Genomic DNA, 18,014 nt, shown 5'->3' with positions numbered 1-18,014 from the left:
GACGTGGTTCGGGAGGTAGCCGTTGCGTACCGAGCGCACCGCATGCTCGCTCTTAGATCGGCTGGCCGCGCGGTGACTTACTCAAACTGCCTTCATCACCTGCCGAGAGGCGCAACCACCGCCTCGGCCCGGTTCGGAGGTCAACCACTGTGCACCGAGAGCAGTGAATCCTCGCTCCCGGGTCGGCCAGTGGCTCGCCGACCTGCTCGATTTGTCTCCACGACTCGCTGGAAAACGCAGCCACCGCCTCCGCCGGTTTTCCGCCGCAGGCGCGTTGGATCTTTGGCGGCGCTGGTGATTTTTGTGCCAATGCGTCAGGAGTCCCCTGACACGGAAACCTTTGTGCGCCAAGGGTTTGACATAAGTCTGAGTGCGCGCTGACTTGCCTGAAATTTGTTCGGAAAAATCGCAAAAAACAGTTCAAGAAAGCACTGCGAACGCCGATGCTTCCGCTATCGCACACTGGAACCCCCGGACCATGAAGCTCGATCCCTCCATCCCTTTCCTGATGTCCCTGCTGGCGATGGTGCTGTGCACCGCTACCGCCGTGGTCGCGCTGGTGTTCGGTCAGGTACACGTGCTGGCCACGTCGTGGAGCTTCTACACCGTGCTGGGTACCGCCCTGATCACCCTGGTTGCCTCGTACCATGCGCTCGGCAAGCCGCTGAGCGCCGAAGAGCGTGTGGGCTTCCGCAACCCATAACTGCAGATCCTGTCCAGGCGCAGTGCACGACGCCAGCACTGGACGACACAAGCTCCGCTCGTCATTGACGATGCACCGCGTTCGCTCGACATGGGCGAACGCCCAGGCACTGCGCATCCTGCAGCGATGCCGCCCGATAACGCGCGCACCTGGCGTGCGAGGGCAACGACAGCAGCGCCAGCAGGGTGTCGTTCGTCTCTTTCGGTGGCAGTGATAGCCGCGATACCGGACGCCCAGGCGCGCCGCCAGCGGGTTCCATCAACGCGCGGCATGCCGACCTTCGCCAGCCCCTACGGGTCGATCACATGGCGCAGTAAACCGGCGATCGATCAGCGGGCTCCAGCAGGACAGCCTCGCAGGATGCCATGCCGCGCTGCGGCAGATTCATCGACACCCGTGTAAGCTGTTGATCCTGCTCCGCATTCCGATGGCTGCCCGCTGCGGCCACATGTCGATGACCGCTTCCACAGATCGCTACGCCGCCTCCCTGCGCCTGTCCGTCGCCCCGATGATGGATTGGACCGACCGCCATTGCCGGGTCTTCCATCGCCTGCTGGCACCCTCGGCACGTCTGTACACCGAGATGGTGCACGCCAATGCGGTGATCCATGGCGATCGCACGCGGCTGATCGGGTTCGATCCGGTCGAACACCCGCTGGCGCTGCAATTGGGCGGCAGCGAGCCGGCGCTGCTTGCGCAGGCGGCGGCGATCGCGCAGGAGTGGGGCTACGACGAGATCAACCTCAATTGCGGCTGCCCGTCTGATCGCGTGCAGGCCGGGCGCTTCGGTGCCTGCCTGATGCGCGAGCCGGACCTGGTGGCCGACTGTGTTGCCGCCATGTGTGCGGCGACCACGCTGCCGATCACGGTCAAGTGCCGCCTCGGCGTGGACGACGATGACGACTACGCCGTGTTCGCCAGCTTCGTCGATCAGGTGGTCGCAGCCGGTGCCGCCATGGTGGTGGTGCATGCCCGCAACGCGTGGCTCAAGGGCCTGTCGCCCAAGGAAAACCGCGAAGTGCCGCCGCTGCGTTACGACTGGGCGTATCGCCTCAAGCAGGAGCGCCCCGCGCTGCCAGTGGTGCTCAATGGCGGCATCGCGGCGGTGGAGACCGCGATGGAGCATCTGCACCAAACCGACGGCGTCATGCTCGGCCGCGCCGCCTACCACGACCCCTATGTACTGCATCGCCTGGATGCAGCCCTGACGCATCGTGCGGAACAGCCGCGCGACCAATTACTGCGCGCCTTGCGGCCCTACGTCGAGTCCCAACTGGAGCAAGGCCTGGCCTTGAAACACATGACCCGACACGTGTTGGGGTTGTTCCATGGCCAGCCGGGCGGACGCGCGTTCCGGCAGGTCCTGAGCGAGGGCGCACACCGGCCAGGTGCCGGCTGGGAGCTGGTCGAGCAGGCCTTGCAGCGGACCGACACCCAGGGCTGGCGCGTTGTGGCCTGAATTGGCCTGCCGCTTGCATTACCTGAACAGGCATTTCCGCTGTCTGCATCTGACCGGGATGCCAACTGCCGGGCACGGGCACGAGTTCCAGAAAAGTGCCGTTCCAGGCGTCCAGATATTCATTTCACTGAACAGCGTTAACACAAAGCTAAAAAGTTCAGATGGGATTCACCCCGAAAAATCAAGAATTTGGACCATTCTCGGGCTCGACCATGCTGTCACCGGTGGCCGGTTTCACGAATTTTGAATGTTCCTGAACAACCCGCTAGGATTCATTGTGACCCAGCCCTCCTGCCGCGCTTGCTATGTCGTCCTGGTTGCCCTCGGGCTAGCCATGGCAGCGCCATTGGCGTGGGGGCAGGCATATCCGATGTCGCACGCGGGACGCGATCCATTGCCGCCTTCCGCGCGCGGTAATGGGCGCACGCTCTCGGACACCATCCGACAGGTGCAGCGGTCCACCGGTGGACAGATCCTCAGCGCCGAACGCGTGCCGTTCGACGGGGGCAATCTCAACCGCGTCAAGTACATGAAGGACGGCCGCGTGCATACCGTGTACGAGTCGGAGCAGATGCAGGCCGCGCCGCCGCGCAGCCAGGCGCCGCCGGATGCGCCACCACGCGACGATAACCACTAGACGTAGATAGTTCTGCGTTCAGTCTCATAAATTCCCCGGCCATTGGCCGACAACGTAACTAGGGAGAGTGCATGCGTATCCTTTTGGTCGAAGACGAAGCTCCGCTGCGCGAGACCCTTGCCGCGCGCCTGAAGCGTGAGGGCTTTGCTGTCGACGCTGCACAAGACGGCGAAGAAGGCCTGTACATGGGCCGTGAAGTCCCGTTCGATGTCGGCATCATCGACCTCGGCCTGCCCAAGATGTCGGGCATGGAGCTGATCAAGGCGCTGCGCGACGAAGGCAAGAAATTCCCGGTGCTGATCCTGACCGCGCGTTCGAGCTGGCAGGACAAGGTCGAGGGCCTCAAGCAGGGTGCCGACGATTACCTGGTCAAGCCGTTCCATGTCGAAGAGCTGCTGGCGCGCGTCAATGCGCTGCTGCGGCGCGCGGCAGGCTGGAGCAAGCCGACGCTGGAATGCGGCCCGGTCGCGCTGGATCTGGCCGCGCAGACGGTCAGCGTCAATGGCGCCAACGTGGACCTGACCAGTTACGAGTACAAGGTGCTCGAATACCTGATGATGCATGCCGGCGAACTGGTCTCCAAGGCCGATCTGACCGAGCACATCTACCAGCAGGATTTCGATCGCGATTCGAACGTGCTGGAAGTGTTCATCGGCCGCCTGCGCAAAAAGCTCGATCCCGATGGTGAGCTCAAGCCGATCGAGACCGTACGCGGTCGCGGCTATCGTTTCGCCATTCCGCGTACCGAAGGCTGAGTCCGCGCATCGGCAAGCAGGAAGATCAGGTGCCGGGCCGCTCCAAGTGGTATAGACGCTGGCGGCCGCGCTCGCTGCAGGCCCGCCAGCTGCTGGCCGCCAGCCTCAGTCTGGTGGCCTTCCTGGCGCTGGCGGGTTACGCGCTGGATGTGGCGTTCGCCGACACCGCCGAAAAGAATCTGCGCGAGCGGCTGAAGAACTACGCCTCTGCGTATGCCGCCAATATCGATTTCGTCCGCGACGGCTCGCTTTACATCGGCGGCCAGCCGCCGGATCCACGTTTCGATGTGCCCGGCGGCGGGCTGTACGTGGAAGTCGTGCGCCCGGACGAAAGCTGGACCTCGATGTCGGCCGAAGGCCCGAACATTCCGCACGGGCGCATGCTCGAGCCGCGCCAGGAAGAATTCATCGGCCCGCTGGAGATGACCCAGATCGACGGCAGCGTGGGCCAGTTGTACCGCTACGGCCTGGGCGTGAGCTATGTCGAGCGCGAACACGGCGGCGAGATTCCATACACCATCTACGTGATGGAAGATGCGCGCTCGATGGGCGCGCAGCTGCGCGTGTTCCGTGGCGCGGTGTGGTTCTACCTCGGCAGTGCCGGTGTGGTGCTGCTGGTGCTGCAGGCCTTCATCCTGCAGTGGAGCCTGCGTCCGCTGCGGCGGGTCATCAACGAGTTGACCAAGGTGCAGCGCGGCGAGATCCAGCGCATGAGCGAGCAGCATCCGCGCGAACTGGAGCCGCTGACCGAAAGCATCAACGCCTTCATCGAGAGCGAGCGCGACAATCTGGACCGCCAGCGCAATACGCTGGCCGATCTTGCGCACAGCCTCAAGACGCCGATCGCGGTGTTGCGCACCCAGCTCGATAGCGGCCAGTCCGAGCGCGACCTGCACGAGGAAATGGATGTGCAGTTGCGCCGCATGAACGATCTGGTGTCCTACCAGCTCGCACGCGCGGCCTCCAGTGGACACAAGCTGTTCGCCGCACCGCTGCCGATCGAGTCGACCGCCGAGGAGATCGTGCGCGGGCTGGAGAAGGTCTATTCGGTCAAGGGCGTGTTGTGCGAATTCGATATTTCGCCCGATGCGCGCTTTCATGGCGAGCCGGGCGATCTGCAGGAATTGCTGGGCAACCTGCTGGAAAACGGCTTCAAGTGGGCGCGCAGCCGCGTGCTGCTGACCGCACAGCCCGGTCCCACCACCGGCAGCCGTCGTGCCGGATTGATCCTGTCGGTGGAAGACGACGGCCCCGGCATCGCGCCGGAAGACGTGGCCAAGATCCTGCAGCGTGGCGTACGTGGCGACGAGCGCGTGCAAGGCCACGGCATCGGCATGTCGATCGTGCAGGATCTGATCAAGGCCTACCGCGGCGAGCTGCAGGTGGTGCGCTCGCAGGAACTGGGCGGCGCCCGCTTCGACGTGACCCTGCCGCCGGGACTGTGACCGGCATGGGGTGCGGAATGAACCCGTGGTCAACGCTGCGGCGCGCTCCGACAACCGTTTAACGCCCCGCGCGTTGGCTTGACCATACTGGGCCCGTTTCAGGCCGTTGCGATGGAGAGCTGCATGTTCGAGCGCAATGCACAGACGCGCTGGCTGAGCGCACGTCCAGCAGGCGCACCCCGCCATCACCGATGGCAGCTGGCATGGCTGTTGGCGGGCTGCGCTTTGGCCATGTCGTGCAGTGCTGCCAATCCAGCACTGACGCCGGCGCAGACGCGCTGGCTGCAGCGTGCGACCTACGGCGTGGATGCCGACAGCGCCGCGCAACTGCAGCGGCTCGGTCCCAAGCGCTATGGCAGGTCGCTGTTGCAGGCCAGCGACGACGCGGCGTTGCCAGCGCCGATCCGTGCACAGCTGCAGCACTTCGATGCGCTGCACACACCGTTGCTGACCTTGCTCACGCAGTACGAGGCCGACAAGATTCGCCTGCAAGACATGCCCGATGGTGAGGAAAAGACCGCCTTGCGCAAGGCATGGCAGGCGCGTGGCGGGCAGATGCTGACCCAGGCGCGTCAGGCGCAGCTGTTGCGTGCGGTGTATGCGCCGGAGCAGACGCGCGAGCAGCTGGTGTGGTTCTGGCTCAATCATTTCAGCGTGTACGCCGATAAGGGGCGGGTGAAATGGATGGCGGCCGATTACATGGAAAACGCGATCCGCCCGCATGCCACCGGCAAGTTCGCCGACCTGGTGATGGCGACGCTGGAAAGCCCGGCGATGCTGGAATATCTGGACAACGCCAAGAACGCCAAGGGCAAGGTCAACGAAAATTACGCGCGCGAACTGATGGAACTGCACACGCTGGGCGTGCATGGCGGTTACAGCCAGCAGGATGTGCAGCAACTGGCGCTGATACTGACCGGTGCCGGCCTGGTGCCGGTCAAGGCCGGGGGCGCTCCGCCCTTGCCGACTGCCGTGCCGGGGCAACCGCAGGTGGTGCGCAAGGGGCTGTTCGAATTCAATCCTGCGCGCCATCAACCCGGCGACAAGAACTTACTGGGCCAGCGCATCGCCGCGGGTGGTCTGGACGAGATCGAGCGCGCGGTGCAGCTGTTGGTGCGGCAGCCGGCATGCGCGTATTTCATTTCGCAGCGCTTGGCCGAGTACTTTGTCAGCGACAAGCCGCCGGCCGCGCTGGTCGAGCGCATGGCGAACACGTTTCAACGCAGCGATGGCGATATCGCCAAGGTGATGCAGGCCATGCTGGACGCGCCGGAATTTGCGCAGGCGCAACCGCGCAAGTTCAAGGATCCGAATCGGTTCGTGGTTTCGGCCATGCGGCTGGCGTACGAGGGCCAGCCGGTGGTCAATGCCGCGCCGATGGCGAGCTGGCTGCAGCAACTCGGCGAGCCGCTGTTCGGGCGCATCACCCCCGATGGCTGGTCGCTGCAATCGCAGGCATGGACCAGTTCCGGGCAACTGGCGCGACGCTTCGAGGTGGCACGTTCGCTGGGCAGCGGGCCCAAGCAATTGTTCCGCTTCGATGGCGATAACGACACGCCACTGCCGGTGCTGACGCAGATCGACACGCGCCCATCGTATCGCTGGGTGGCGCCGTCGCTCTCCAGCGGCACGCGCGATGCCTTGGCGCAGGCGCGTTCGCCTGCGGAATGGAACGGATTCCTGCTGTCATCGCCGGACTTCAACTATCGCTGATTCGAGGGTCGCCGATTCGACGGTTGCCGATTCAAACCCGCTGTTCGACGTTCGACCAGCGATCACCGCCACGGAGCGCGCCATGCAACGACGTCAATTTCTGCTTGCCTCTGCAGCGGCCGCAAGTCTGCCCTGGAGCGGTCGCCTGTTTGCTGCGCCACGCGACAGTGCGCGCATGCTGGTGGTATTTCTGCGCGGCGGCTACGACAGCAATAATCTGCTGGTACCGCATGCCAGCGATTTTTATTATCAGGCGCGTCCGACCCTGGCGATCGCGCGGCCGGATGCGGCCAACCCGAACAGTGCCGTTGCGCTGGATACGCAATGGGGTCTCAACCCGGTGATGCGCGATGCGCTGCTGCCGCTGTGGCAACGCCGGCAACTGGCGTTTGTGCCGTTTGCCGGTACCGACGATCTGTCGCGCAGTCACTTCGAAACCCAGGACGATATCGAATCCGGGCAATCCGGCCGACAGCGCCGCGATTATCGTTCCGGCTTCATGGCGCGCCTGTCGGGTGTGCTCAGCGGAGTGCCGGCGATTGCCTTCACCGATTCCTTACCGCTGACCTTCCAGGGCGGCGGCGACTTGCCCAACGTGTCGTTGCGGGGCATCGGCAAGGGCGGTCTGGATGCGCGTCAGGCACAGATCCTGTCGCAAATGTACGACGCAACCCCGCTGGCGGCCGCTGCGCGCGAGGGACTGGCACTGCGTCAGCAGGTCACCGCGCAGCTGCGCGAAGAGATGGAGCAGGCCGGTCGCGGCGCCGCCAGTGCGCGCACCTTCGCCGACGAAACCCGGCGCATGGCAAGCCTGATGCGCGAGCGTTATCGGCTGGGCTTTGTCGATGTCGGCGGTTGGGACACGCATGCCAATCAGGGCAGTGTCGAAGGCGGCCTGGCGAACAATCTGCGCAATCTGGGCGAAGGGCTGGCGGCATACGCCGACGCCCTCGGGCCGGCATGGAAGGATACCGTGGTGGTGGTGCTGTCCGAGTTCGGCCGCACCTTCCGCGAGAACGGCAGCAGGGGCACCGATCACGGGCACGGCACCACCTATTGGGTGCTGGGTGGCAGCGTGCGTGGCGGCCGGATCGCCGGCGAGCAGGTAGAAGTTGCGCAGGCGCAGCTGCTGCAGAACCGCGATTATCCGGTGCTCACCAATTACCGCAGCCTGTTCGGCGGTGTATTGAGCCGGTTGTGGGGATTGTCGCCTGCGCAGCTGGAACGGGTGTTTCCCGGTGCCAGGCCGCGCGATCTTGGGTTGGTGTGAGTGCCTGGCAATGCGCGAGCGATGTCGATCCGTCCGCGTGTAGCCGCGTGCGACATCGCGCATTGGTGTGCTCAGTCGCTTGAAACGCGTGCGATTGATGCGCGCGACAGCATTGCACGACGACAGCCCAACGCATGCAGGCATGCCACCGCACCATCAGCGCTGCGCTGACGCCGCAAACGGCGACGGCCCATAAAAACGCGTCAGCTGTGCAGCGACATCCGGCATGAGGCGCGCCAGCAGCTGTGGCGCGGAGAAGTGGTATTCGCTTACGACCGCGAAGAATTCTTCCGGTGCCTCGGCGGCATACGGGTCGATCTCGGTATCTTCGCCCGCATCGACGCGTTGGCAAAACGTATCGAAGGCGCGCTGGAAATCGCGTGCCCAGGCACGCTGCGCATCGCGCGGCAGCGGCGGGGTGCCGTCGAGCGCGCCATCGAGTGCATCGAGCTTGTGCGCCATCTCATGCACGATCACGTTGAAGCCGGCCTGCGGGTCGTCCAGGTCGGCCTGTACGTCGGCCCAGCTGACGATCAGCGGCCCTTGCTCCCAGGCCTCGCCAATCAGGGTGTCGTCCCAGGCATGCATCACTCCGGCCGCATCCACATGCGTGCGTTGCACGCGGAATGCGTCCGGGTAAACGATCAGCTGCGACCAGCCACGCCAGCCGGCCGCGCCGATGTTCAGCAGCGGCAGGCAACACATGGCTGCCAGCAGGACGTGATCGTGCGGTTGCAGCTGCAGCCCGTCGAGCGGGGAAATGGTTTTTTGCCGCAGGAACTGCGCAGTCAGTGCACGCAGACGGTGCTGGCGGGGCAGATCGAGCGCAGCGACCCAGGCGCAGCGGCGGCTGACCTGCAGCCATAAGGCATCGGGAATATCGGCCGGCGGCCGGCGCAGCCGGCGCAACAACCACTGGATCAGCGGAACATGCCCGGCAGGAAGCTATGCCAGCGCGGCATCGTGCGCATACGGGGGAACAGTCCGTCGCCGTCGCCACCACCACCGCCGGTGGCCGGCGCGGGCTTGTGCGCGGGAGCACGTGCCGGGGTTGCCGGCTCGCCGTTGGGGGTTCTGCCGCGTGCCGCCGAGTTGCTGCTGACGCAGCTCTCATGATCGCCATCGGCCAGCTGGTCCGATGCCAGCGCGGCAAGCGGAGCCAACAACAAGAGCAGGCAAACCGTGATTCGGCGCATCGTCCACATCCAGGGCAAGCGGCGTGAGTCGCCGATCATAACGTGCTTTTCACTCCCTCACGCAAGCCAGGCTGGGCGGGTGCGGACGCTTGGCGCATACTTTCGCGGATCGATTTGGGGACTTGCCGTGGATGACCGCGCCTTGCTGGCCAAACTTGCGAGCGGCCGGCTATCCGGCGATGCGTTGGCGCGCGATGCCGGGTTGACCCGTGCGGCGGTGTGGAAGCGGATCCAGAATCTGCGCGCGGCCGGGGTCGAGATCGAAGGGCGGGCCGGGGACGGCTACCGCCTGGCGGCGCCGCTGGACCTGCTGGACGACGCGCGCATTCGTGCGGCGATGGCGGCCGATGCGCTGGCAGGCCTGGCTGCGCTGGAGATCGCCTGGACCCTGGAATCCACCAACACCAGCTTGCTGGCGCGCCCGGCGCCGGCGCAGGGCGTGGCGGTGCTGCTGGCCGAGCGGCAGACCGGCGGGCGCGGCCGGCGTGGGCGTCAATGGACCTCGCCACTGGGTGCGCACATCTATCTGTCGGCCTCGCGCCGTTTCAGCGGCGGATTGGGCCAGCTGGCCGGGCTCAGCCTGGCCGTGGGCGTGGCGGTGGCCGAGGCCCTGCGCGGTTGTGGCTTTGCCGATGTCGGGTTGAAGTGGCCCAACGATCTGCTGGCGCGCGAGCGCAAGCTGGGCGGCCTGCTGATCGAAGGCGGCGGAGAAATGGCCGGCAACGCGCGCGCGGTGATCGGGTTGGGTTTGAACGTGCATATGCCGGCGGCAGCGGCCGCTGCGATCGACCAACCGTGGGTGGATCTGGATACGCTGGCCGGCCACGCGGTGTCGCGCGATACCGTGGTGGCCGCAGTGTTGTCGGCGCTGCTGCCGGCGCTGGAACTGTTCGAGGCGCAGGGGCTGGCTCCGTTCCTGGGCCGCTATGCGGCCTTGGACGTCCTGAGCGGCCGCGCGGTGCAGGTCGAGGAAGCCGGCACCCGGCATCACGGCATTGCGCTTGGCCTGGCAGCCGACGGCGCGTTGCGGGTGCAACTGGGCGAGACGGTACGGCTGTTCCACTCCGGAGAAGTGAGCGTGAGACCTGCATGAGCGAGTGGTTGTTCGACCTGGGAAATTCGCGGTTCAAGTACGCACCGCTGCAGGGCGACCGCGCCGGCGACGTGCAGGCCTGGCCGCACGGTGCCGAGGCGATGGACGCGGCCGCGTTGTCGGCCTTGCCCACCGGACGCATCGCGCACGTGGCCAGCGTGGCTGCGCCGGCGTTGACGCAGCGCATGCTCGGCTGCCTGCGCGAGCGTTTCGAACAGGTGCGCATCGTGCGGACCGCGGCCGAATGCGCCGGTATCCGCATCGCCTATGCAGACCCGGGCCGCTTCGGGGTCGATCGCTTCCTGGCGCTGCTGGGCGCACGCGGCGACGCACCGGTGCTGGTGGCCGGCGTGGGCACCGCGCTGACCATCGATGTGCTCGGCGCCGATGGGCAGCACCACGGCGGCCGTATCGCCGCCTCGCCGACCACCATGCGCGAGGCGCTGCATGCGCGCGCGGTGCAGTTGCCGGCCAGTGGCGGGAACTATGTCGAGCTGGCCGACGACACCGACGATGCGCTGACCTCCGGCTGCGATGGCGCGGCGGTGGCGCTGATCGAGCGCAGCCTGCAGCACGCGCAACGCAGTCTGGGCGTACCGGTGCGGCTGCTGGTGCACGGGGGGGGCGCGCCGCCGCTGCTGCCGTTGTTGCCCGATGCCAGCTTCCGCGCCGCGCTGGTGCTGGACGGGCTGGCGACCTGGGCGAGGTCTGCGTCGGCGCCTTGAACGGCGGGCCATGCGATCGTGCGGCCACGCGGCGGGCGCGGCCGGGAGACGGAATCGGTCGGCAGCGCTCGTACACTGCGCCCCCACTACCTGGCATGGGCAGCAAGCCGACCAGCGCTCGCCGGTTGTGACTGCCCGCGCTTAGAATCCATCGCATGTATGTACGCGCACTCATCGTCGTCCTGATCGTCCTCAATGCCGGTGTGGCCTTGTGGTGGGCGTTGCAGCCGGCACCGGCAGCGGTGGCGGCACCGCCGCAGCCGGCCGGTGTGGCGCGCCTGGAAGTGCTGCCGAGCACTGCGGCAGCATCGCCAGGCGAGGCGAGCGAGGCAGGCATGGGCCCGGCAGCTGCGGTCACCGCACCATCGGATGCACCTGCACCTGCACCTGCACCTGCACCTGCACCGACTGAGACACCGACGGCAGCAGCGGCAGCGTCTTCTTCGATAGATGCGGCCGCCGCGAAGGTGGCCGCAACGTCGCAGACGTCGGCACAGGTTCCACCACCAGCCAAGGTCGCTCCAACACCGAACGAAGTTGCGGCAGTGGCGATCAAACCATCGCCAGCGGTATCTACTCCCGCCGCTGCGCCGGAGCGTTGCGCCAGCTTGGGGCCGTATGCGGCGCGCGCCGATGCGGATGCCGCGCTGGCACGCCTGCGTGGCCAGGCCCTGCGCACCCGCGTGCGCGAGGACAAGGACGCCGGGGTCAGTACGTTCCGGGTGATGCTGCCCAATGTCGGCGATCGTGCAGCGGCGCAAGCCTTGGTCAAGCGCATCGCCGCCGCCGGCATGGGCGACTATTACGTGATTGCCCAGGGCGAGAACAACACCATCGCGCTGGGGCAGTACCAGAGTCGCGAGCGTGCCGAGCGCCGTCAGGCCAGCCTGGTCGGTGCAGGGTTTCCGGCGCAGTTGCTGCCCAGCGGCACCGGGCAATCGCGCTGGTGGATCGATGTGCGCAGCACGGCTGCGATCGGCACATTGCAAGGCACCGCAGGTGCAACGCGTCAGCGGTCGCTAGATTGCGCCGCGCTGCGCTAGAATGCGCACCGGCGCGCAATGCGCCCGCCTTTGCCGGCATAGCTCAGTTGGTAGAGCAACCGCCTTGTAAGCGGTAGGTCCCCAGTTCGAATCCGGGTGCCGGCACCACGAAGGTTCTTGGTTCAACCTGTAGACGCACGGGTCGCATGCAATTGACTGCGCTGTGGGTCAGCGTCTCCAGACCGCGTCTTGCGCGGTTTGATCTGCCGAAAACAGCTATCTGCCCGCAGCCCGCCAATCGCAGCGCGCCAGTTGCTGTTGCCTGCGCGCGGTACGCGCAGCGACTCAGGCCGGGCGACCGGCCGACAGCAGTTCCAACGTGGCCTGGTCGGCATCGGTGGCGTCGACGCGCAGGCGTTCGGCCAGTGCGGCAACAACGATGGCGTGGGCCTGGCGGAGCACGCTGTCCGCATCGGCGCTGGCATCCACGACGTGCTTTCCCGGCAACTGCAGCTGCGCAAAGATGCTGCGGCAGCGCTCCAGGTTGTCCTGGGTTTCGAAGTGATTGGGTGCATCGCCGCGGGCGCGGATACGCGCCAGGCCGGTGGGCGGGGGCAGGTCGAGCAGCAGCAGCACGTCCGGGCGCGGCGCAAAGGCGTTGCGGTCCAGCAGGTCGTCCAGCGGCAGGCCGGCGGCGCCTTGGTAGGCGACCATCGAGGGGAAATAGCGGTCCAGGATCACGATGTCGCCGCGTGCCAGCGCCGGCGCGATCAGGGTGTCCACGTGTTCGTGGCGGTCGCGGATCAGCAGCTCGGCTTCTTCGTCGGCGCTGAGGCGGCCGGTGGCGGCGGACTGGCGCAGCTGGGTGCCCCAGGGGCCATTGGTCGGTTCCTTGCTGAGCACCACGCGCGCGCCGGCCGCTTCCAGCGTGGTGGCCAGGCTGCGGGCGAGGGTGGTCTTGCCGGCGCCGTCGATGCCTTCGATCGCGATCAGTAGACCGCCGGGCTTCAGTTCGATTGTCATCGCGCTACTTTATCCGATCGTGGTGCTGGATCAGCACCTGGCATTGGCGCGGACGTCGCCCTGCAGCGGCCGATCCCGGCGCATCGGGTCTGCGCTGCGCGTTACCGATGGCACCGCCGCTGCCGCGCGTCGATGCCTGTGCGAGATGGCTTGACGACCGTCATGTCCAACGCAGTGCCGGGCATGCACAACAACCGCATCACGACCGCCGGTTGCAGGCGCTGCCGGCTGCTGGCGCTATTGCATATGCCGTATGACCGGTATGTCCTGCGCGATGTCGGGAACGTCCCGATGCCCTGATTTCTGGCTGCGCGGCATACTGAACAAGTCAGGCAAAGCACCCGAATGTATGACGTCCGCGTCGCGTGCCTGGCAACAAGGAAGATGGACGCGTCGCCGTCACCCTAGAGGCGGCATCCCCCGCGTGACGCCCTGTCAGGCACCGTCGTGACCGGATTCCTTGTTTTTCTCGCGCGCCGACCACGTCGGCAATGCCACGTACGCGCCCGCTTAGCTGGTCGCCGAGGTGTAACGATAGGACAGCAGCGACTTCACCAGGAACGTGATCTGGGTGGCCGAGCGTGCGTCCACGCGCATGACCGGGATGCGGAAGCCTTCGGCCACCAGCGCATCACGGAACGGCGGCAGCAAAAAGTCCTGCATTTCGTCGGTCATGGTGATGCCCACCGCCAGGCTTGCCGCAGGTGCGATCTGCGAAAACTCGCGCAGCAAGGCCACGGTGGCATCGCGCATCTGCGGATCGCGCGCGCTGACCAGCACGATCACGCCCAACGCGCCGTCGCACACCAGCGGCCACATGAAATCCAGGTACTTCTGCCCGGGCACACCGTAGACGTGCAGCAACTCGCCGTCTTCCAGTTCGATCGAGCTGTAGTCCAGTGCGACCGTGGTGTAGGTCTTGTCGCCGTAGGCATCCTGGCTGAGCGGCATCTCGGTGCTGACCGGCTCCACGTCGGAGATGGCGCGCACGGCGGTGGTCTTGCCGGCGCCCATGCCGCCAACGAACACCAGTTTGTTGGCCGGAAGACTCATGACTGCGCCTGAAAGAGAGAGAGGCCAAAGCGACGTGCGACCCAGGAGAAGAACCGGGAGTTGCTGCTGTCCGGACGGGGCTGCGTTGCAGGCACGGGAATCTCCGCAGTCTGGGCAAGGCCGCTGGCGAGTGCAGCGGCGAACAGGCATTCCACCGTTTGCAGCGGCAGCTTGCAAGCATTGGCCAGCGCCTGCGGGCGCCACGGGCGCGCATGCAGGTGGGCAATGGCAAGCAGCTGCGCCGGCGAACTGGTCTCGGCACTCAGCTCCGGCCATTGCCGCAACCGCAGCGCATGGCTGGGTTCTACCGCCGGCAGCGCGGGGCGCAGGTGCTCGGGCAGGGCGAAATACAGCGCCTCGAAGGAAATACGTTGGCTCAGTGCGCTGTCGGCAGTGTCCGGCGCAACCTGCCAGCCGGGGCGATCCAGGGCCGCCAGCAGCTCGGTCAAGGCGATGCCGGCGGGAAGCTGCACGCAGCTGTCGGCCGGGTCCACGCGCACCTGCAAATGTCCGTTGCGCAGCAGCACCGCAGCGGTGCCGAATTCGCCGCGGCAATGGCGGACCAGCAAGGCCGGCTCGGCGACCTGCGCATGATCGGAGGACGACAGCAATAGGCGCATCTGCTCGTTGAGTTCGCGCACGGTGGCGCCGTGCTTGAGCCATGCGCCGCCGACCGGTGTCCGCGACACCACCAGCACACGCACGGGTTGCCCTTGCAAGGCCTGCCAGGCGGCCAGGCCGTCGGGGCTTTCCAGCCCCAGCACCACCACCTCGGCGGCGTGTTGCGGCCATTGCCCCAACTGCACGTCGATGCGCTCGGCCAGCAGCAACGAGCACGCCAGTTTCAGGCGCGTGGTGTGCAGCAGGTCCAGGCCGGCCGTGGCGACCCGCATGGTGTGAATGGGTGAGGTCATGACAGGGCGCCGCGTCGGCGCGTAGCAAGTACGGTGGCTGCCGGTACGGACCGGCAGGCCGGGCAGGCGACGCGTGCGCGCCGCCTGGTTGGCATCAACCGAAGTCCAGGGTCTTCTCGAATGCCTTGAGCTCATGACGGGCCATGGCCAGATTGGCCTTGGCGCGATCCAGCACGACGTACAGGAACAAGGTGCCGTTGCTCTCCAGCGGGCGCAGCAGGTGGTATTGACGCGCCAGGGTGATCAGGATGTCTTCGATGGTGTCGTTGAGGCCGAGCTGCTCGGCGATACGGCGCTTGGCACGCACCACCTCGGTGTTGCCGGCTGCGGCAAGTTCCAGGTTGAGATCGGTGCCGCCGGTCATGCCCAGCGCCATGCCGCTGTCGCTATCGACCAGGGCAGCGCCGACGAAGCCGGCGATCGAATGCAGGTGTTCCAGATTGAGTTTTGACACGGGTCGTCCTTACGAGCGGTGAGAAATTCAGTGCACTGGCACAAGCACGAACAGTGCCAAACGCTCAGTCGGCCGGCTGCGCCAGCGCTGTCGCCAGGCGGCCGGCGCAGTCGCGTGCGTTGAACAGCAGCGCTGCGGCATTGAGATCGCTGCTGCCCACCGCGGTGAGCGTCAGCGGTTTGTCGGCGCGAATGCGGATCAGCACCAGCTGCCCGCCGCGCGTACTGATGGTGGCGTAGTCGGCTTCGCTCAGACTGGATTCGCGTGCCAGGGTCTCGCCCAGGGTCAGGAACGAATTGGCCATCGCTGCCAGCCGGCGACCGTCCACATCCAGGCTGGATTGTTCGGCGATGGCGCGCCCGTCGGCAGTGGACAGCATCAGCAGACGGATGCCCGGCTCGCGCTCGATGGTCTGCGCGAACTCGCGCCCGATGCGCTGCAGATCGTATTGGTGCGACGCCCGCGCGACCTCGCCCACGGCAGCCTTGACGACCTGGTTGACGGCGTTATGCGGCATGAAATCCTCCCCTGTACGAAACCCGCTGCGCGATGAAAGACCTTGTCGATGACACCGGGTCCCGCGCTGGCGGGCGAACAGTAGCATCGGCACCTTCCGTCATCGTCATAGCACCCTCAATCTCTTAACTGTGCGGTCAGACAAGCACAGTCCGCAAAGCGCAGATACGCCACAAACTGCCCAACCACGTCACTTCAAGCGGCCAGCACGCGTTGGTCGCCGCCGCCAAGCGGGCGCGGCCGATGCACTGCCAGTGCTCCGGCCTGACTGCAGCGCGCCTGTACCGCGGTGTTGCGCCTGCCATCCGTACCGGTCCGACCATTGCCCGCTACGCACTATCGGCCGCACTTTCGATTGCTGCAGTGGCAAATGCGATTGCGTGATCGGTGACGCAGGCCGGGCGCCGTGCTGCGCTGCCGCGCGTCAGCGCACGAGCCGGCGACTAGACTGCAGCGCTTTCTCGATGCTGGAGCAATGCATGGCGACGCAGTACCTGCCGGTTTCCTTGATTGGCGTTCCCACCGACATCGGTGCCGGCCACCGTGGTGCGCGGATGGGGCCGGAGGCGTTGCGCATCGCCGGGCTGCAAGAGGCTTTGATCGGCCGCGGCGTGGAGGTGCACGACTTGGGCAACCTGGATGGCCCGCGCAATCCCTGGCAGGCCCCGCAGGCCGGCTACCGGCATCTGGACGAGGTGGTGGCCTGGAACCAGGCGCTGATGGAGGCCAGCTATGCGCAGCTGCGCGCAGGCCGCATGCCGGTCATGCTCGGTGGCGACCACTGCCTGGGCATCGGCTCGATCACCGCGGTGGCCAAGTACTGCCGCGAGCAGCAACGCCCGCTGCGGGTGCTATGGCTGGATGCGCACTCGGACTTCAACACCAGCGAGGTGACGCCGTCGGGCAATGTGCACGGCATGCCGGTGGCCTGCCTGTGCGGGCTGGGCCCGCAGGCGTTGACGCATCTGGGCGGCAGCGCACCGGCGTTGCTGCCCGAGCAGGTGCGGCAGATCGGCATCCGCTCGGTGGACCCGGAGGAAAAGCGCCTGATCAAGCAGCACCGCATCGATGTCTACGACATGCGCTACATCGACGAGGCCGGCATGAAACGCACCATGGAGACCGCCCTGCAGGGGATGAGTGATGACACCCATCTGCATGTGAGCTTCGACGTGGATTTCCTGGACCCGAGCATCGCACCGGGCGTGGGCACCACCGTGCCGGGTGGGCCCAACTACCGCGAGGCGCAGCTGGTGATGGAGATGATCGCCGACACCGGGCGCATGGGGTCGCTGGACATCGTCGAGCTCAATCCGGTCCTGGACAACCGCAACGCCACCGCCGAGCTGGCGGTGGATCTGGTCGAGAGCCTGTTCGGCAAGTCGACACTGATGCGAGATTGATCGATCGCTGAACGCAGCACGCCGCGTTCACATCAAATCCACGGCCGCGCAGTCAGATTTGTCGCCAGACACGGTGCGTCTGCACCGAACGCAGAACTGAGGAAGACCGATGAAGCGACTGCTGACACTGATGGTACTGGGCCTGTTTTCGGCCGGCGTGATGACTGGCTGCAACACCATGGCCGGCGCTGGCAAGGACATGCAGGGTGCAGGTGAGAAGGTCGAAAAGAAGGCCGACAATTGCAGCGACGGTAAGTGCTGATCCTTGCGTTTTGTTTGAACCCTAGTTGTTTGATTTGATTGATCTGCGGCAAGCCGCCGCTTTACCCACGAAGGAGTCTGTTATGAAGCGTGCAATTGTGCTGCTGGTGCTGTCGGTGTTGTCGGTCGGTATGTTGTCGGGTTGCAACACCGTCGCAGGTGCCGGCAAGGACGTGCAGGGCGCTGGCGAGAAGGTGGAAGACGCTGCGCGCAAGTAATCTAGCGCTGCATGCAGAAAAAACGGGCCGCAAGGCCCGTTTTTTTTTGCCTGATGCCTTGCGCAGGCAGGGCAGCGCGGCGACGCATCTGGGCATGCGACGGCGCGGCCATACGTAGAACTGCGCCGCAAGCATCGGCAACCGTTCAGTGCGGTGAGTGCGGATTTGACGGCTTTTGATCTGCGGCGAACGG

At 66.0% G+C, this 18,014-nt stretch carries 20 protein-coding genes and 1 tRNA gene; 14 read left to right on the top strand and 7 right to left on the bottom strand.

The features are described 5' to 3' along the window. Positions 1-478: 478 nt before the first annotated feature. From AC06DU_RS19630 to AC06DU_RS19600, 7 genes are all read left to right on the top strand, one after another. A complete protein-coding gene (locus AC06DU_RS19630) occupies positions 479-703 on the top strand; it encodes a hypothetical protein (RefSeq protein ID WP_016902784.1) in 225 nt (74 codons plus the stop codon). Between the two features lie 454 nt (positions 704-1,157). Continuing rightward, positions 1,158-2,162 carry a tRNA dihydrouridine(20/20a) synthase DusA gene (gene dusA, locus AC06DU_RS19625; protein ID WP_126966445.1) on the top strand — a complete coding sequence of 335 codons (1,005 nt, stop codon included), beginning with the start codon at positions 1,158-1,160 and terminating at the stop codon, positions 2,160-2,162. Between the two features lie 334 nt (positions 2,163-2,496). Next, positions 2,497-2,799, top strand: coding sequence for a hypothetical protein (locus tag AC06DU_RS19620; RefSeq protein WP_054591227.1), 303 nt, complete (start codon positions 2,497-2,499; stop codon positions 2,797-2,799). A gap of 71 nt (positions 2,800-2,870) precedes the next feature. Continuing rightward, complete coding sequence (locus AC06DU_RS19615; RefSeq protein ID WP_002808458.1) at positions 2,871-3,554, top strand: response regulator transcription factor; 684 nt, start codon at positions 2,871-2,873, stop codon at positions 3,552-3,554. Between the two features lie 74 nt (positions 3,555-3,628). After that, entirely contained in the window at positions 3,629-4,999 is a 1,371-nt protein-coding gene (locus tag AC06DU_RS19610) for an ATP-binding protein (RefSeq protein WP_024939071.1), read from the top strand. Between the two features lie 231 nt (positions 5,000-5,230). Continuing rightward, positions 5,231-6,712: a DUF1800 domain-containing protein gene (locus AC06DU_RS19605; RefSeq protein ID WP_478203049.1), complete on the top strand. Its 1,482-nt coding sequence runs from the start codon at positions 5,231-5,233 to the stop codon at positions 6,710-6,712. A gap of 82 nt (positions 6,713-6,794) precedes the next feature. Further along, entirely contained in the window at positions 6,795-7,982 is a 1,188-nt protein-coding gene (locus AC06DU_RS19600; protein WP_448122138.1) for a DUF1501 domain-containing protein, read from the top strand. 156 nt (positions 7,983-8,138) lie between these two features. On the opposite strand, the gene AC06DU_RS19595 is transcribed toward AC06DU_RS19600, so the two are convergent. Continuing rightward, positions 8,139-8,894 carry a M90 family metallopeptidase gene (locus tag AC06DU_RS19595; RefSeq protein ID WP_184520032.1) on the bottom strand — a complete coding sequence of 252 codons (756 nt, stop codon included), beginning with the start codon at positions 8,892-8,894 and terminating at the stop codon, positions 8,139-8,141. 8 nt (positions 8,895-8,902) lie between these two features. Next, positions 8,903-9,217 (bottom strand): hypothetical protein, encoded by a 315-nt coding sequence (locus AC06DU_RS19590; RefSeq protein WP_024939067.1) that lies wholly within the window; start codon positions 9,215-9,217, stop codon positions 8,903-8,905. A 40-nt stretch (positions 9,218-9,257) separates the two neighbouring features. Between AC06DU_RS19590 and birA the strand changes: the two genes are divergently transcribed. The 4 genes from birA to AC06DU_RS19570 all read left to right on the top strand — a co-directional run bounded on the left by birA (position 9,258) and on the right by AC06DU_RS19570 (position 12,147). Beyond that, on the top strand, positions 9,258-10,271 hold the full coding sequence (birA, locus tag AC06DU_RS19585; protein WP_311544223.1) for a bifunctional biotin--[acetyl-CoA-carboxylase] ligase/biotin operon repressor BirA: 1,014 nt from the start codon (positions 9,258-9,260) through the stop codon (positions 10,269-10,271). Then, complete coding sequence (locus AC06DU_RS19580) at positions 10,268-10,996, top strand: type III pantothenate kinase (protein WP_184381503.1); 729 nt, start codon at positions 10,268-10,270, stop codon at positions 10,994-10,996. Before birA ends, AC06DU_RS19580 begins: the two co-directional genes overlap by 4 nt. A 155-nt stretch (positions 10,997-11,151) precedes the next feature. After that, positions 11,152-12,039, top strand: coding sequence for an SPOR domain-containing protein (locus tag AC06DU_RS19575; RefSeq protein WP_478203048.1), 888 nt, complete (start codon positions 11,152-11,154; stop codon positions 12,037-12,039). Between the two features lie 32 nt (positions 12,040-12,071). After that, positions 12,072-12,147 (top strand) — tRNA-Thr (locus AC06DU_RS19570). Positions 12,148-12,324: 177 nt separating this feature from the next. Here AC06DU_RS19570 and tmk read toward each other — a convergent pair. From tmk to AC06DU_RS19545, 5 genes are all read right to left on the bottom strand, one after another. Next, on the bottom strand, positions 12,325-13,002 hold the full coding sequence (tmk, locus tag AC06DU_RS19565) for a dTMP kinase (RefSeq protein WP_039814984.1): 678 nt from the start codon (positions 13,000-13,002) through the stop codon (positions 12,325-12,327). A 510-nt stretch (positions 13,003-13,512) separates the two neighbouring features. After that, positions 13,513-14,055, bottom strand: coding sequence for a GTP-binding protein (locus AC06DU_RS19560; RefSeq protein WP_016904520.1), 543 nt, complete (start codon positions 14,053-14,055; stop codon positions 13,513-13,515). Further along, on the bottom strand, positions 14,052-14,969 hold the full coding sequence (locus tag AC06DU_RS19555; protein ID WP_054591234.1) for a hypothetical protein: 918 nt from the start codon (positions 14,967-14,969) through the stop codon (positions 14,052-14,054). Before AC06DU_RS19555 ends, AC06DU_RS19560 begins: the two co-directional genes overlap by 4 nt. 94 nt (positions 14,970-15,063) lie before the next feature. After that, on the bottom strand, positions 15,064-15,423 hold the full coding sequence (locus AC06DU_RS19550) for a roadblock/LC7 domain-containing protein (protein ID WP_016904518.1): 360 nt from the start codon (positions 15,421-15,423) through the stop codon (positions 15,064-15,066). Between the two features lie 64 nt (positions 15,424-15,487). Further along, positions 15,488-15,940 (bottom strand): roadblock/LC7 domain-containing protein, encoded by a 453-nt coding sequence (locus AC06DU_RS19545; protein WP_054591235.1) that lies wholly within the window; start codon positions 15,938-15,940, stop codon positions 15,488-15,490. Between the two features lie 478 nt (positions 15,941-16,418). On the opposite strand from AC06DU_RS19545, the gene rocF reads away from it, so the two are divergent. The 3 genes from rocF to AC06DU_RS19530 all read left to right on the top strand — a co-directional run bounded on the left by rocF (position 16,419) and on the right by AC06DU_RS19530 (position 17,821). After that, complete coding sequence (gene rocF / locus AC06DU_RS19540) at positions 16,419-17,342, top strand: arginase (RefSeq protein WP_046346094.1); 924 nt, start codon at positions 16,419-16,421, stop codon at positions 17,340-17,342. 109 nt (positions 17,343-17,451) lie between these two features. Beyond that, on the top strand, positions 17,452-17,604 hold the full coding sequence (locus AC06DU_RS19535; RefSeq protein ID WP_006451340.1) for an entericidin A/B family lipoprotein: 153 nt from the start codon (positions 17,452-17,454) through the stop codon (positions 17,602-17,604). Between the two features lie 82 nt (positions 17,605-17,686). After that, positions 17,687-17,821: an entericidin A/B family lipoprotein gene (locus AC06DU_RS19530; RefSeq protein ID WP_016904515.1), complete on the top strand. Its 135-nt coding sequence runs from the start codon at positions 17,687-17,689 to the stop codon at positions 17,819-17,821. The last annotated feature ends 193 nt before the right edge of the window (positions 17,822-18,014 follow it).

The organism is Xanthomonas sp. NCPPB 3200, from assembly GCF_056393585.1.
The sequence above is the reverse complement of the archived record's forward strand: the minus strand, read 5'-3'. Positions and strand labels throughout refer to the sequence as shown.

Bases quoted from the DNA above. Each gene is read 5' to 3' on its own strand.
- dusA (WP_126966445.1), top strand. From the start codon at position 1,158: ATGACCGCTTCCACAGATCGCTACGCCGCCTCCCTGCGCCTGTCCGTC.
- AC06DU_RS19535 (WP_006451340.1), top strand. From the start codon at position 17,452: ATGAAGCGACTGCTGACACTGATGGTACTGGGCCTGTTTTCGGCCGGC.
- AC06DU_RS19580 (WP_184381503.1), top strand. From the start codon at position 10,268: ATGAGCGAGTGGTTGTTCGACCTGGGAAATTCGCGGTTCAAGTACGCA.
- AC06DU_RS19590 (WP_024939067.1), bottom strand. From the start codon at position 9,217: ATGATCGGCGACTCACGCCGCTTGCCCTGGATGTGGACGATGCGCCGA.
- AC06DU_RS19620 (WP_054591227.1), top strand. From the start codon at position 2,497: ATGGCAGCGCCATTGGCGTGGGGGCAGGCATATCCGATGTCGCACGCG.
- AC06DU_RS19530 (WP_016904515.1), top strand. From the start codon at position 17,687: ATGAAGCGTGCAATTGTGCTGCTGGTGCTGTCGGTGTTGTCGGTCGGT.
- rocF (WP_046346094.1), top strand. From the start codon at position 16,419: ATGGCGACGCAGTACCTGCCGGTTTCCTTGATTGGCGTTCCCACCGAC.
- AC06DU_RS19560 (WP_016904520.1), bottom strand. From the start codon at position 14,055: ATGAGTCTTCCGGCCAACAAACTGGTGTTCGTTGGCGGCATGGGCGCC.
- AC06DU_RS19615 (WP_002808458.1), top strand. From the start codon at position 2,871: ATGCGTATCCTTTTGGTCGAAGACGAAGCTCCGCTGCGCGAGACCCTT.
- AC06DU_RS19555 (WP_054591234.1), bottom strand. From the start codon at position 14,969: ATGACCTCACCCATTCACACCATGCGGGTCGCCACGGCCGGCCTGGAC.
- AC06DU_RS19545 (WP_054591235.1), bottom strand. From the start codon at position 15,940: ATGCCGCATAACGCCGTCAACCAGGTCGTCAAGGCTGCCGTGGGCGAG.
- AC06DU_RS19630 (WP_016902784.1), top strand. From the start codon at position 479: ATGAAGCTCGATCCCTCCATCCCTTTCCTGATGTCCCTGCTGGCGATG.
- AC06DU_RS19575 (WP_478203048.1), top strand. From the start codon at position 11,152: ATGTATGTACGCGCACTCATCGTCGTCCTGATCGTCCTCAATGCCGGT.
- AC06DU_RS19605 (WP_478203049.1), top strand. From the start codon at position 5,231: ATGTCGTGCAGTGCTGCCAATCCAGCACTGACGCCGGCGCAGACGCGC.
- tmk (WP_039814984.1), bottom strand. From the start codon at position 13,002: ATGACAATCGAACTGAAGCCCGGCGGTCTACTGATCGCGATCGAAGGC.
- AC06DU_RS19600 (WP_448122138.1), top strand. From the start codon at position 6,795: ATGCAACGACGTCAATTTCTGCTTGCCTCTGCAGCGGCCGCAAGTCTG.